Origin of the sequence: Streptomyces sp. NPDC048603, assembly GCF_043199475.1 — a bacterium.
Taxonomy (GTDB): Bacteria; Actinomycetota; Actinomycetes; order Streptomycetales; family Streptomycetaceae; genus Streptomyces.
Window position 1 is genome coordinate 1 of sequence record NZ_JBICVY010000018.1, and the last position, 12,577, is coordinate 12,577.

11 protein-coding genes, 1 pseudogene and 1 riboswitch are annotated in these 12,577 nt (G+C 71.8%); of the genes and pseudogenes, 9 read left to right on the top strand and 3 right to left on the bottom strand.

Translation table 11 applies throughout. The features are described from left to right. Positions 1-210: 210 nt before the first annotated feature. The 3 genes from ACGFQ9_RS33655 to ACGFQ9_RS33665 all read left to right on the top strand — a co-directional run bounded on the left by ACGFQ9_RS33655 (position 211) and on the right by ACGFQ9_RS33665 (position 2,097). Positions 211-894, top strand: a complete 684-nt coding sequence (locus tag ACGFQ9_RS33655) for a 2-phosphosulfolactate phosphatase (protein WP_393579212.1) — start codon at positions 211-213, stop codon at positions 892-894. A gap of 136 nt (positions 895-1,030) precedes the next feature. Beyond that, positions 1,031-1,092: riboswitch (guanidine-III (ykkC-III) riboswitch) on the top strand. Positions 1,093-1,172: 80 nt separating this feature from the next. Continuing rightward, positions 1,173-1,619 (top strand): Ohr family peroxiredoxin, encoded by a 447-nt coding sequence (locus tag ACGFQ9_RS33660; protein WP_393579214.1) that lies wholly within the window; start codon positions 1,173-1,175, stop codon positions 1,617-1,619. After that, on the top strand, positions 1,612-2,097 hold the full coding sequence (locus tag ACGFQ9_RS33665) for a hypothetical protein (protein WP_393579215.1): 486 nt from the start codon (positions 1,612-1,614) through the stop codon (positions 2,095-2,097). The genes ACGFQ9_RS33660 and ACGFQ9_RS33665 overlap by 8 nt, the downstream gene beginning before the upstream one ends. A gap of 172 nt (positions 2,098-2,269) precedes the next feature. Here the strand turns inward: ACGFQ9_RS33665 and ACGFQ9_RS33670 are convergent, their stop codons facing one another. Continuing rightward, positions 2,270-3,580 carry a M20 family metallopeptidase gene (locus ACGFQ9_RS33670; RefSeq protein ID WP_393579216.1) on the bottom strand — a complete coding sequence of 437 codons (1,311 nt, stop codon included), beginning with the start codon at positions 3,578-3,580 and terminating at the stop codon, positions 2,270-2,272. Between the two features lie 314 nt (positions 3,581-3,894). On the opposite strand from ACGFQ9_RS33670, the gene ACGFQ9_RS33675 reads away from it, so the two are divergent. From ACGFQ9_RS33675 to ACGFQ9_RS33690, 4 genes are all read left to right on the top strand, one after another. Then, a complete protein-coding gene (locus ACGFQ9_RS33675; protein ID WP_393579218.1) occupies positions 3,895-4,500 on the top strand; it encodes a hypothetical protein in 606 nt (201 codons plus the stop codon). Positions 4,501-4,627: 127 nt separating this feature from the next. After that, the gene (locus tag ACGFQ9_RS33680) at positions 4,628-5,704 is read left to right on the top strand and encodes a polyprenyl synthetase family protein (RefSeq protein ID WP_393579220.1); all 1,077 of its coding nucleotides are present in this window, start codon (positions 4,628-4,630) and stop codon (positions 5,702-5,704) included. A gap of 81 nt (positions 5,705-5,785) precedes the next feature. Next, entirely contained in the window at positions 5,786-6,886 is a 1,101-nt protein-coding gene (locus ACGFQ9_RS33685; RefSeq protein WP_393579222.1) for an LLM class flavin-dependent oxidoreductase, read from the top strand. Further along, positions 6,883-7,515, top strand: coding sequence for a CE1759 family FMN reductase (locus tag ACGFQ9_RS33690; protein ID WP_393579223.1), 633 nt, complete (start codon positions 6,883-6,885; stop codon positions 7,513-7,515). The genes ACGFQ9_RS33685 and ACGFQ9_RS33690 overlap by 4 nt, the downstream gene beginning before the upstream one ends. A 61-nt stretch (positions 7,516-7,576) precedes the next feature. Here ACGFQ9_RS33690 and ACGFQ9_RS33695 read toward each other — a convergent pair whose 3' ends face one another. Both ACGFQ9_RS33695 and ACGFQ9_RS33700 read right to left on the bottom strand, forming a co-directional pair. Continuing rightward, entirely contained in the window at positions 7,577-8,839 is a 1,263-nt protein-coding gene (locus tag ACGFQ9_RS33695; RefSeq protein ID WP_393579225.1) for a peroxidase family protein, read from the bottom strand. A 22-nt stretch (positions 8,840-8,861) separates the two neighbouring features. Then, positions 8,862-9,257 (bottom strand): annotated as a pseudogene (locus ACGFQ9_RS33700) (peroxidase family protein); the annotation flags it as partial. 177 nt (positions 9,258-9,434) lie between these two features. Here ACGFQ9_RS33700 and ACGFQ9_RS33705 point away from each other — a divergent pair. Next, complete coding sequence (locus tag ACGFQ9_RS33705; protein ID WP_393579226.1) at positions 9,435-10,565, top strand: hypothetical protein; 1,131 nt, start codon at positions 9,435-9,437, stop codon at positions 10,563-10,565. A 349-nt stretch (positions 10,566-10,914) separates the two neighbouring features. Further along, positions 10,915-12,519 carry a flavin monoamine oxidase family protein gene (locus ACGFQ9_RS33710; RefSeq protein ID WP_393579227.1) on the top strand — a complete coding sequence of 535 codons (1,605 nt, stop codon included), beginning with the start codon at positions 10,915-10,917 and terminating at the stop codon, positions 12,517-12,519. Positions 12,520-12,577: the final 58 nt, after the last annotated feature.

Below are 12,577 nucleotides of genomic sequence, written 5' to 3' on the forward strand. Positions count from 1 at the left end.
ACTACATGAACTCCCGCTACGGCTCCCCGGTCGACGCCTGGAACTTCTGGCAGAACAACCACTGGTACTAAGCCGCCGGCACACACAGCAGACACACGCAGACGCCCGGCCGGAACCTCCCGGCCGGGCGTCTGCGCGTGCGGGCGGATGCCGATGTGATGCGCCTCACTCTCCGGAAGTCCCGGACCCGGCATGCGTGATCATGACCGGATGGACGCTCGTTTCCTCGGCATCTCCGATCTGACCGAAGCCCCGTCCGTGGCGGTCGTCGTCGACGTCATGCGCGCTTTCACCGTGGCCGCCTGGGCCTTCGCCCGGGGAGCGGAGAAGATCGTTCTTGCCGAGTCGCTGGACGAAGCCCTGGCCCTCAAGGCCCGCCACCCGGATTGGGTGGCGATCAAGGACGGTCCGTCCGCGCCCGGGTTCGACACCGTCAACTCGCCGGGAATGCTGCGGTCCATGGACCTCGGCGGACGCACGGTCGTGCAGAAGACCACGGCGGGGACGGTCGGCGCCCTCGCGGTGAAGGAGGCGTCGCTGGTGCTCTGCGCCGGCTTCGTGGTGGCGGAGGCCACGGCCCGGCTCCTGCGGGCGCGCCGGAGTGACAGCGTCACGTTCGTGGTCACCGGCGAGGACGGGCAGGCCGACGAGGATCTGGCGTGTGCCCAGTACATCGCCCGGAGGGCCACCGAGGCCGGGACGGACGCTGCCGAGTTCCTTCGCCGCGCTGCCGGGTCGCGCGCCGCCGCCGAGCTCGCGGAGGGGGTGCGCCAAGGAGTCCATCCCGATGACGTCGAGCTCTGCCTCGAGGTCGACCGGTTTCCCTTCGCCATGGTGGCGACCTCGGAAGGGCCACTGATGGTCCTGCGCCCGCACCCGGTGCCTTCGCCCTAGGCTGTGTCTTTCGGATCATGCCGGGCCCGCGGCGTCCGGCCTGATCCGAAAGACACAGCCTAGCCGCCGGCCGTGGGTGAGGAGGGTCACCCGCGGGCGCGCTCCCGGGCCGGCCGTCCCCGTTGCTAGATTGTCCGGCGGCCCGGTCCCGGGCCCCGGACGAGACGCGCCGTACCCGGTCATGCACGACGACGCGCCAGGCGCCGTCCCACCGGAAGGCGCCGTAGCGCCGTCCGGACCCGGGCGGCGTTTCCTCGTCGCACAGATGGGCCGATGACATGACCGTACCGCTCACCCGCACCCTCTACCGGACGACCGCTCACGCCGACGGGGGCCGCACCGGCACGGTTCGCACGGACGACGGGCGGCTGGACGTCCGTCTGGCCCCGCCGCGCAAGAACGTGCCCGGCACCACCAACCCCGAGCAGCTGTTCGCCGCCGGATTCGCCGCCTGCTTCACCTCCGCACTGGCCGAAGTCGCCGCCGAATTCGGGGCGGACGCCTCCACCGCGCGCGTCGCCTGTGACGTGCGGCTCGGCACCACGGACACGCCCGCGGGCTATGGCCTCGCGGTCGGCCTCACCGTCTCCCTCCCGGGCTGGAAGGCCGCGGACCTGGAGCCGCTGCTCCACCGGGCCGACGCCGTCTGCCCCTACTCGCAGGCCGTGCGCGGGAACATCGAACTGTCCCTGCTCGCCGTGGACGACAGCACGGCCGATGCCTGAGCCGGTACGCATGCCCGGGCGGCCTCCGGCACCGGGCGGACCCGGCATCCCGGTACCCGAGCGGGGCGCGTGGCTGCGGCGCGGGATCAGCCGGGACGGCGGACCACTGGTGGAGGACGGCGAGGTGGTGTGGCTGCAGGCCGGGCCGTACTTCGCCGACAGCCGGGGATTCGCCGGCGTCACGTCCTTCGACGGCCGTCAGGTGCACTTCCACCACCTGACGGGGGAGCCCGGCGAGGACGCGGGCACCTTCCGCCGGGAGGGCCCGAACCTCGTCGAGTGGGGCACCAACACCGACGGCAGCACCTTCCTGGAAGTCTGGACCCCGCTGCCCCTCGACGAGGACGGCGACGGCGACGACGACTGCGACCGTGACCGTGACTCCGGGTCCTGGTCCGCCACGGGCTACCACGTGGTGCGCGTGTGCCGGCACCTGGTGCACGTGGATTCCCGCACGGGCACGTACTGGCAGCTGTGACCCTGCCGAGGGCCCGGCCGAACCGGGGCTGCGCACCCGGAGCACGGACCCGGAGCACCGATCCCGCGCACGGCCTCCTCCGGCGGGGCGCCGGCCCGCCCGACCGGCGACGGCGCCCCGACCCAGATGGTGACGGGGGCGTCGGGACGCGGGCGGGACCGGCGGGGCCGGGTCAGTCCCGGTGCGCTGCGCGCTCGGCGAGCCAGCCGGCCATCGCGCGCACGCCCACGCCGATGGCACGCTCGTCGGGGGCGAAAGCCGGGTAGTGCGGGAAGGCGGAGTCGATCGGGGCTCCCGGGGTGCGCACGCCGAGGAAGGTGTAGGTGCCGGGGATCTCCTTCAGGAAGAGGCTGAAGTCCTCGCCGTTGAACGGGAACGCGGCGTACAGGGTGGTCACGGCGCGCGGCCCCAGCCGCCGGCGCAGGTGCCGGGCGAGGGCGTGCCCGTCGTCCTCCGGGCAGACCAGGGCGGGGAAGGGCTGCTCACGCTCGAAGGCCACCGTGGTGTCGGGGAAGGAGCGGGCGAGGCCGCGGATCCGCTCGCGGACCTCGGGCCACCGGGCCTCGGGCCAGCACCGGTAGGTGGCGCGCAGGGCGAGCCGGCCCTCACCCGCGGGAAGGGCCTTGAACGCCCTGGTCACGAGGAACTCGGCGAGCGGGCCGTCCGGGGTGCGGACCTGGGCCACCAGCTGTTCCAGCTCGGCGGCGTCCTTCGGGAACGGGACGGTGCCGAAGGCGTTGTAGGCGGCGCTGAAGGCGGCGGCCGTGGCGGCCGGGTCGGGGCCGCCGAAGGTGACGGTGGCGTTGTCCTGGCCGGGCAGGCCGACACCCGGGGTGACGGCGAGGGTGCCGACGGGGAACGGGCCGCAGTGCAGGGCGTGGATCTCGCGCGGCCGGTGCTTGGTGAGGACCCCGGCCGCGATCATCGCGGCGGCGCCCTCGAGGGTCTCCTCGGCGGGCTGGAAGAGGAACACGACGGTACCGGCCAGGCGGTGCCGCAGACCCGCGAGGACCTCGGCGACGCCGATGCCGATGGTCGCGTGCAGGTCGTGGCCGCACGCGTGGACCGGACCCGGAGGGAGTTCGCTGCTCTGCACCCCCACGGCGGGAACGGCGTCCACGTCGGCCCGGTAGGCGACGGTACGGCCGGGCAGGGCACCGCGCAGCACCGCGACGACACCGTGGCCGGCGACGCCCTCGGTCACCTGCAGCCCGGCCGCCCGCAGCCGGGCCGCGACGACGCGCGCGACGTGCGCCTCGTGGCCGGCGGTCTCCGGCTTGCCGTACAGGTCGCGGCGGACGGCGATCAGGTCGGCGTCGAGACGGGCGGCGGCCCGGTCCACGGCGGCCTGGTCGATGCGCGCCCGGCCGCCGCCACGCCCGCTCGCGTGGGCGGTGCCGGCCGAGGCGAGTGCGGCGGCGGCGCCGACCGCGGCGCCGAGGACGACGCGGCGGCCGGGAATGGACCCGTGGTTTCCGGTCATGCGTGTGTTCCCCCTGATGGTGACGGTCCGTCAATCGTGTGTACGGCGACGGGAGATGGTCAGCATCGGCCATTCGTGATCATCAGGCAACCGGAGCGAGGAGGTCCGCCCGCCCCGGTCCGGAGGCGGGCGCGCGGGCACGCACATGGAGCGCGACCACCTCGCGGCTCCCCGCACCGCCATGCCCCGAATCCCCGTGGAAGGGCCGCCTCCGACGTACGGTCGGGCGACAGGCCGAGCCGTGCCACGGGTACCGCCGTACCCCCGGCCGGTCAGGCCCTCACCGATGTCTTGACCGGAAGCAGGAGCAGCCGATGCTTCTCTACGCCCAGACCCCAGCACGGCGCACCCGCCAGCTCCTCGCGGACCTCGTCGCCGCGGTAGTGATCGCCGCGGCGGTGTGGTTCGCCCTGGCCGCCCACAGCGCGATCATGCTGCTGGCCGAACCGGGACGCAAGGTGGAGAGCTCCGGCCACAGCCTTGCCACCGCCCTCGACAACGCCGGTGAAACGGCCTCGGAGGTGCCGTTCGTCGGTGACCTCCTGAAGCAGCCGTTCCAGTCCGCGGCCGACGCGGGCACCGGACTCGCCGACGCCGGGCAGTCGCTGCAGGACACCGTCAGCCAGGTGGCCACGCTGACCGCACTCGCCCTGATCGTCTTCCCCGTGGCCTTCGTCCTCCTGCTGTGGCTCCCCCTGCGCCTGCGCTGGATCCGCCGCAGTGCCGCCGTCCGACGGCTTCGCGACACCGCCGGGGGTGCCGACCTGCTCGCTCTGCGCGCCCTCACCGGACCGCCGGGCGACCTCTCCGCGATCTCCGTCCCGCCGGGCGGCCTCGCCGACGCCTGGCGCCGCGGCGACCGGGACGTCGTCTCCGCTCTGTCACGGATCGCGCTCAGGCAGGCGGGCCTGCGGCCCTGACCCGTGGATCAGGGGAAGCGTCTGCCACGCTCCGTGAACCCCTGGCCCCGGTGATGTTGAATGGGGGCTCGCGGCGCGGGCGATCCGCCGTTCCGTTCCGCCGATCCGCGTTCCACGGGGGAGACTGATGACTGCTGACGCCATGGCCGGTGTCCACGAACGGCTGGCCGGCTACCGAGAGCGTTTCGACACGCTGTTCGCCGACTACTTCGACACGGTCGCGCGGCAGCGGCTGCCCCGCAGCACGTTCGTGCCCGAGGCCCTGGACCTGGTGCGCGACATGTCGCTGCGCGGGGGCAAACGGCTCCGGGTCGCGCTGCTGCACGAGGCGGCGCGACTGGTGACCCCCGAGGCCGTCGCCGGGCTGGACGAGGCCGCGCTCAGCATCGAGCTGCTCCAGACGCACGGGCTCATCCACGACGACATCATCGACGACTCCCCGCTGCGCCGGGGCGGGCCCTCCGTGTATCACGCCTACCGCGACCGGTTCCCCGACCGTCCGCAGACGGCACTGGGGCTGTCTATTCTGGCCGGGGACCTGGCCGCGTTCCTGTCCGTGCAGGTGCTGCTGAACGCGCCCGTGCCCGTCGGGCTCCGCCAGGCCATGGCGGCCGTACAGGTGACGGCCGGGGCGGACACGGTCGTCGGACAGGTCCTGGACCTGGAACGCGACTTCGGCCCGGCCCCCGACCGCGAGGCGCTGGACCTCGTGTCCGACTACAAGAGCGCCCGCTACTCCGTGCTGGCACCGCTGGAGCTGGGCCTGCTCGCCGCGGGCGAGGACCCGGCCGCCCACCGCGGCGAGCTCGCCCGCTACGCCCGCCTGGTCGGAGTGAGCGGGCAGATGCGCGACGACTACCTGGACCTGTTCGCGGACGAGGCCGCGACCGGCAAGGCGGCCGGATCCGACGTGCGCGAGGGCCGCCGCAGCTACGCGGTGTGCGCGGTGCTGGAAGCGGCGACCGGCGGGGAACGCGAGCTGGTGGAGTCCGCTCTCGCCGGTTCCGGCTGCACCCCGGAGGCGATCGGGCGGATCCAGGAGATCGCCCGACGCCACGGTGTCGACGAACAGCTGCGCGAGGACATCCGGCGCACCGCGGCAGCGGCGGCCGCGGTCGCGGCGGGCTGGCGCCCGAGGTGGCGGGACGAAGCCGTCGAGTTCTTCCGCCGGCTCCCCCTGTGGGCCGCGCAGCAGGTCCTGTGAGCGATCGGCGGGGGAATACCTCGAGCGCCGGCCCCGTTCCCAGGTATGGTTGAACAATCAACAATCCTGGGAAGGGGAACCATGCAGTTCGGGATCTTCACCGTCGGTGACGTCACGGCCGATCCGACGACCGGACGCGTACCCGGTGAGCACGAGCGCATCAAGGCGATGCTCGCCATCGCGCAGAAGGCCGAGGAGGTCGGCCTCGACGTCTTCGCCACCGGCGAGCACCACAACCCTCCGTTCGTCCCCTCCTCCCCGACGACGATGCTCGGCTACATCGCCGCGCGCACCGAGAACCTGATCCTCTCCACCTCCACGACACTGATCACCACGAACGACCCGGTGAAGATCGCCGAGGACTTCGCGATGCTCCAGCACGTCGCGGACGGCCGTGTCGACCTGATGATGGGCCGCGGCAACACCGGCCCGGTCTACCCCTGGTTCGGCAAGGACATCCGGGACGGCATCGACCTCGCGATCGAGAACTACGCACTGCTGCGCCGTCTGTGGGACGAGGACGTCGTCACCTGGAAGGGCAAGTTCCGCACGCCACTGCAGTCCTTCACCTCCACCCCCCGCCCGCTGGACGGCGTCGCGCCCTTCGTCTGGCACGGCTCCATCCGCTCACCGGAGATCGCCGAACAGGCCGCGTACTACGGCGACGGCTTCTTCCACAACAACATCTTCTGGCCGGCCTCCCACACCAGGCAGATGGTGAACCTGTACCGGCAGCGCTACGCCCACTACGGGCACGGCACCCCCGAGCAGGCCATCGTCGGGCTCGGCGGCCAGGTGTTCATGCGCAAGAACTCCCAGGACGCGGTGCGCGAGTTCCGCCCGTACTTCGACAACGCCCCCGTGTACGGCCACGGCCCCTCTCTGGAGGAGTTCACCACCCAGACCCCCCTCACCGTCGGCTCGCCGCAGCAGGTCATCGAGCGGACCCTGTCCTTCCGGGACTACGCCGGCGACTACCAGCGCCAGCTGTTCCTGATGGACCACGCCGGCCTGCCCCTGAAGACCGTCCTGGAACAGCTCGACCTGCTCGGCGAGGAAGTCGTACCGGTCCTCCGCAAGGAGTTCGCGAACCTGCGCCCGGCCGGCGTCCCGGACGCCCCCACCCACGCGGCCCGCGTGGCCGAGGCCCGGCAGCCCCGGACCGAGGAGACACCGCGATGAAGCTCGTCGTCGTATCCGCCGGCCTGAGCACGCCCTCCTCGACGAGGCTGCTCGCCGACCGCCTCACGGCCGCGACGCTCGGCCACCTGGACGCCGAACCCGAAGTGATCGAGCTGAGGGACCTGGCGACGGAGATCGCCCAGCACTTCGTCACCGGTTTCCCACCCGCCCGGCTGGCGGCAGCCCTCGACGCGGTGGCGGCCGCGGACGGCCTGATCGCCGTGACACCGGTGTTCGCGGCGTCCTACAGCGGCCTGTTCAAGTCCTTCTTCGACCTCATCGACAAGGACGCCCTCACCGGCAAGCCGGTGCTCCTCGGCGCGACCGGCGGCACCGCCCGGCACTCCCTGGTCACCGAACACGCCCTGCGCCCCCTCTTCACCCACCTGCGCGCACTCGTCCTTCCGACCGCGGTCTACGCGGCCTCGGAGGACTGGGGCGAGGAAGGGCTGGCGCAGCGCATCGCCCGGGCCGGCGCGGAACTGGCGCACTTCATGGCCCCCGCCATCCGTCCCACGCCGACGACCGCGCCCCGTTCTCTGACAGGGGCGATCACCTCAGCGCATCCGACGGAAGGCTTCCAGCCGATCCCCTTCGAACAACGGCTGGCCGCGCTGCGAGCCGAGTAGCTTCTCCGGACGCGGAGACCCGCGAAGCCTACGATCCGGACCCGGCACCGCGGCCAACGCATCACAGCGGCAGGTGGAAGACGTCGTCCTGGATGTTCGTGATCTGCGTGTTCCGCTTGATCACGTCCGACATCTTCGTGCGTTTGATCGCCGCGACCTCGGCGGCGGTGAAGGCCGGGTCGTTCTCGAACCAGAGGCGGTCGCCGGCCCGGGTACGGGTCAGCTGCTCAGTGATCACCGCGGTGAAGAGCGGGCCGAACGCCGTACCCGGGACGTGCGGTTCGGCCAGCCCGCCGATCAGCGGATCGAGGAGGCGGACATCGCCGTACGCGGCGGTCAGCTTCGCCTGCACCGCCGGATCCGGTGTCAGCTCGGCGAACGTGCGGACCGGCGGCAGCCCGTACGCCGTGCGGCACTGGTTGTAGTCCGGGATGCCGTGGTCGCGGGCGCGCTGGATGTCCACCGCCACCAGGTCCAGCGGCGGCGCGCCGGGGAACCGGATGCTGCGCATCGCCTCGATCACCGAGACGTCGATCTCCTGCATGATCTGTGACGCGAAGCCCTTGAGTACCGGGCCGATGCCGTGCCGGTTGACGATCCCGATGTTGAGCAGTGCCTGCTCGTGCGGCACGGCCTGCAGGACCTGGCCGTCGTTGCCGACGACCAGCAGGACCGGCGAGAGCATCGAGTGGCCGAACCGGAAACCGAAGGTGGCGAACTCGGCGCTCATGGTCGGGTCCACGCGCGGGTCGTAACCGGCGTACGGGCCGATCGCCTTCGGGCCCAGGATCGCGGGGACGAACTCCTGGAAGGTGATCGACCCGATCAGCGCACCCACCCACTTCCGGGCGTGCTGGTGGACCTGCTCGGCGCCGGCCGTCGGGCGCTCGGCGGCGATCAGCGCGGCCAGCCGGTTGTGCTCCCGGACGAACAGCGTGTGGATGCTCATCAGGCCGTACCCGGTGTTGGCCCGCTCGTCGCCGGCCAGGAAGAAGCCGGCTGCCGGCCCGACCGTCTGGTTGAACAGCCCGGCCGTGTTCAGCGGCATGACCGGCCCGTCGACCCCGGTGCCGGTCCTCAGCTCACTGCTGTGGACGGCTACCGGCCCCGTGTTCCGGATGGCGCGCAGTGCCGCGGCCCGGCCCTCGTCCGCGCCGTACACCGGGCTGCCGTCGACGTACGCGCTCAGGCTGCTGATCTGCTGCCTCGGGTTGCGCCGGCCGGTGCCCGTGGACGGGTCGTACGCCGAGCGGGTGAGCGGGATCTGACTGCCCGGCGGGAACGCGGTGTCGTCGGCGGGGACCGGGATGCCGATCGTCTCCACTGGGTCCGCCCCCCCCGACGAGGTTGAACTCGTGGTTGAGGAGCTGTCCCCACATCCAGGTCAGGTCCGTCAGGCGCTGGGCGTTGAGCCGGTCGGTCTCCTGCCGGCAGACGATGTTGCTGACCACCCGGGCGCTCGGGCGGTCGGCGCCGGCCGGGGAGCTCACACCGTCGGCGTATCCGATGGGGGTGCGCCGGAGGAAGACGGAGCCGGCGGCCCCGCGCCCGGGGTGGCTCAGGTTGTTGCCGTAGCCGCTGACGGACCGGTACACCGGCGGGCCGGGCGCCGGAGACGCATCGCCGTGGGTCCCGGCCGCGTCGCCCTCGGGTCCGACGGCAGCGCTCGTGACGCCGGCCGCCGTGGCCGGGGCTGACGACAGCGCGGTACGGCCATCGTTCGTGGGATCGAACCCTTCCATCGAGGATCCTCCGCGAAGGTGTGGAATATGCCAATTCAGCCACTATGTCGTACGGGTAACCCACGAAGGCGGAAAGACATGACCGGGGCTGCCGACGACGGTGGAACGGATGCGCGACAGCAGGGCAACCCTGTGGGGGAGCTGTGAGTCTCCTTACCGATCACAACCGATCAGGCCGTGATCGGGACCCATGAGGAGAGCATCATCGCTGCCATACGCAAGACCCTCACCGCCACCGCAGTCGTCGGCGCCGTGCTGATGAGTTCGGCCGCCTGCGGCACGGTCGAGCAGCTGTCCGCCGGGAAGAAGCTGGACCGGTCCTTCGAGAAGCTGGGCAAGGAGAAGAAGGTCTCCTTCGAGCTGGACTTGGACGTCGATGCCAAGACCCTCAAGGACCTGGATGCCGAGTCGGCCTCCGAGCCCGGCGAGGAGCTCCCCGACGCGGCTGCCGAGCTGATCAGCGGAGCCAAGGTCAGTGTCACGGTGGAGTCGAAGAAGCCGATCGACGAGTCCGAGGACAAGGACTTCGTCGGCATGGCCATGAAGGTCAGCGCCCCGGAAGGCGATCTCGTCGAGTACCGGGTCATCGGCGACTACACCTACATGCGCTTCGGCGTCGAAACCCTCACCAAGGCCATGGACGCCCCCGTGCCCCCCACCGACGCGCTCCCCCCGGAGGCCAAGGGCCTCAAGAAGATGCTCGACGGCGAGTGGGTCAAGTACGACACCAAGAAGATGGAGAAGGCCGGCCAGGAGATGGGCCGGGCGCCCGGCGGCATCAAGCCGTCGCCGGAGCCTTCGCTGGACGCCAAGACCCAGAAGAAGCTCCTGGAGGCACTGTGGGAGGCCGTCGCCCGCAAGGTCGACTTCAAGACCGCCGGCGGCGACGGCGGCACCGAGCACATCACCGCCACGGCCCCGTTCCGCACGCTGATCACCGAGCTGGTCGGGGAGATCCGTCCCCTGGTCAAGGACCTGCCGCCCGGTGTGGACCTGCCGACGGACAAGGAGCTCAAGGAAGTTCCCGACACCACGGTCACGGCCGACTTCACGCTGAAGAACGGTGAGCTGACCGAGGTGCACGTCGACCTCGCCAAGCTGGCCGAGAAGGCGAAGCCCAAGAAGTTCGGTCTGGTCCTCAAGATGAACGAGGGAGCTACCCCCACGGCCCCGGCCGGAGCCGCCGAGCTGTACCCGGACGACCTCATGAGAGGCTTCGCCCCCGGCATGATGCAGGACGAGGGCTTCGACGAGAGCGGCTTCCCCGGCGCAGACCTCGAAGAGGACTTCACCGAGGACGCCGCGTAGGCCGACACCGGCAGCGCACCCCCGCGACTCGCCCGGGGCCGCCGACCAGAACCCGGAAAATGTCCGTATTGGTACGGTAAGTGGGTTTGGTGGCCGCGGGAGGCGGTCCATCGGGGACATGCGAGCCGGGAGGCCGTGGGAGATGGGCGAACCAACGCTGCGCGATCTGCCCGCGGAAACCTCGACGCCCGGCTCCGCCACCGTCGGCGACGGCACAACGGGCGTGCCGGGGAGGCAGGGAACCCCGGGAACCCCGCGAACCCCGGGAACGCCGGTCACACCGGCGCGTCCGCATCCGCTCGCCCACGTGCGACCGGCTCAGGCCGGCCCCGCACCAAGCGAGCACGGCGTGATCGACGTTGCGGTCATCGGCGCCGGGGTTTCCGGGGCGTACGCCGCATGGCGCCTGCTCGACCGCGAAGCCGGACAGAGCAGCATGCTGGAGCAGCTTCGGCGGCGGCGAGGCGGCTCCCTCGTGGTGAGCCTGTTCGAGGGCAGCGAACGCGTCGGCGGCCGCCTGTTCTCGGTAACGCCGCCCGGCATGCCACACCTGCACGCCGAGCTGGGCGGCATGCGCTACCTGAGCACCCACCCGGTCGTGGCCGACCTCGTGGACCACCTCGGCCTGGCGTCGCTCCCGTTCCCGGTCGACGAGCCGCAGAACCTCGCCTATCTGCGGCAGCGCCGCTTCACCCTGCCCCAGTTCGCCGATCCCGGGCTCGTGCCCTACGACCTGCCGGCCGCGATCCGGGGCAAGTCACCGGACGAAGCGCTCCAGTCGCTCATCGAGCGCTTCGTCCCCGGTGCCGCCACCATGGACCACCAGGCGTGGGACAAGATCAAGTCACGGGCCTCGGCCGACGGCCGGCCCTTGTACGAGATCGGCTTCTGGAACCTGCTGCACGATGCGGTAGGGCAAGAGGGGTGGAGGTTCCTCGGCGACGGGTTCGGCTACGGCGCGGTCGTGGCCAACGTCAACGGCATCGAGGCGATGGAGGCCTCGGTGGCGGACTTCGTCGGCTCCCCGCCGCCCCGGTACCTGCTCCTGCGGGACGGCTACCAGACGATGCCCGAAGAACTCGTCCGGCGGTTCGCGTCGGAGGGCGGGACCGTCCACCTCCACCACCAGGTGCGCCGGATCGACCGGGAGACGGTCGACGGCGAGGAGGTGCTGGCCCTCGCCGTCTCCGTCTGGCCGGAGGGCCGGCCGATCACCGTCCGGGCACGCCACGTCATCCTGGCGATGCCCCAGCGCTCGATCGAACTGCTGGACCCGGACACCTTCCTCTTCACCAGCGACCGGTTCCTGTCCGACCTCGGCTCGGTCATCCCGAGGCCGGCCTCCAAACTCTTCCTCGGCTACGACCGGCCGTGGTGGGAGGACATCGGCCTGCGCGCCGGCCGCTCGGTGACCGACCTGCCGCTGCGCCAGGTCTACTACTGGGGCGTCGAGGGGGACCAGACCGGGGCCGACCCCGCCAACCGCAACGCCCTGCTGCTGGCCTCGTACAACGACGCCACTGACGTGGAGTTCTGGAACGGGCTGATGCCGAAGCCGAACCGCCTCGCCCCGGTGGCGGCGACCCGGCCGCCCCGGCCGATGGACGCGGCGGCGCCGGGCGCGCTGGTCGAGGAGGCGCAGCGGCAGCTGCGCGAACTCCACGGCCCCGACGCCCGCATCCCCGACCCGACGTCGGCCTGCTTCCAGGACTGGGTGCAGGACCCGTACGGAGCGGCCTACCACTTCTGGCGGGTCGGGGCGAAGAGTTGGGAGGTCATGCCGAGGATGCGCCACCCCCTCCCCGAGGCCAACCTGTACGTCTGCGGATCGGCCTGGTCGACCGGACAGGGCTGGGTCTACGGCGCCCTCACACAGGCCGAGCTGATGCTCGAAGAGCACTTCGGCCTGCCCCGCCCGACATGGCTCTCGCCGACCGCCTACCTCGGCGCCTAGCGTCGAGCCGGTCCCGGTCCCGGTCCCCGGACGCGGTCCCGGACCGGGACGCGGCAGA

Excerpts from the sequence above, each read along its gene's own strand:
- ACGFQ9_RS33660 (WP_393579214.1), top strand. The coding sequence starts at position 1,173 with ATGACCGTACCGCTCACCCGCACCCTCTACCGGACGACCGCTCACGCC.
- ACGFQ9_RS33680 (WP_393579220.1), top strand. The coding sequence starts at position 4,628 with ATGACTGCTGACGCCATGGCCGGTGTCCACGAACGGCTGGCCGGCTAC.
- ACGFQ9_RS33665 (WP_393579215.1), top strand. The coding sequence starts at position 1,612 with ATGCCTGAGCCGGTACGCATGCCCGGGCGGCCTCCGGCACCGGGCGGA.
- ACGFQ9_RS33655 (WP_393579212.1), top strand. The coding sequence starts at position 211 with ATGGACGCTCGTTTCCTCGGCATCTCCGATCTGACCGAAGCCCCGTCC.
- ACGFQ9_RS33670 (WP_393579216.1), bottom strand. The coding sequence starts at position 3,580 with ATGACCGGAAACCACGGGTCCATTCCCGGCCGCCGCGTCGTCCTCGGC.
- ACGFQ9_RS33690 (WP_393579223.1), top strand. The coding sequence starts at position 6,883 with ATGAAGCTCGTCGTCGTATCCGCCGGCCTGAGCACGCCCTCCTCGACG.
- ACGFQ9_RS33675 (WP_393579218.1), top strand. The coding sequence starts at position 3,895 with ATGCTTCTCTACGCCCAGACCCCAGCACGGCGCACCCGCCAGCTCCTC.
- ACGFQ9_RS33685 (WP_393579222.1), top strand. The coding sequence starts at position 5,786 with ATGCAGTTCGGGATCTTCACCGTCGGTGACGTCACGGCCGATCCGACG.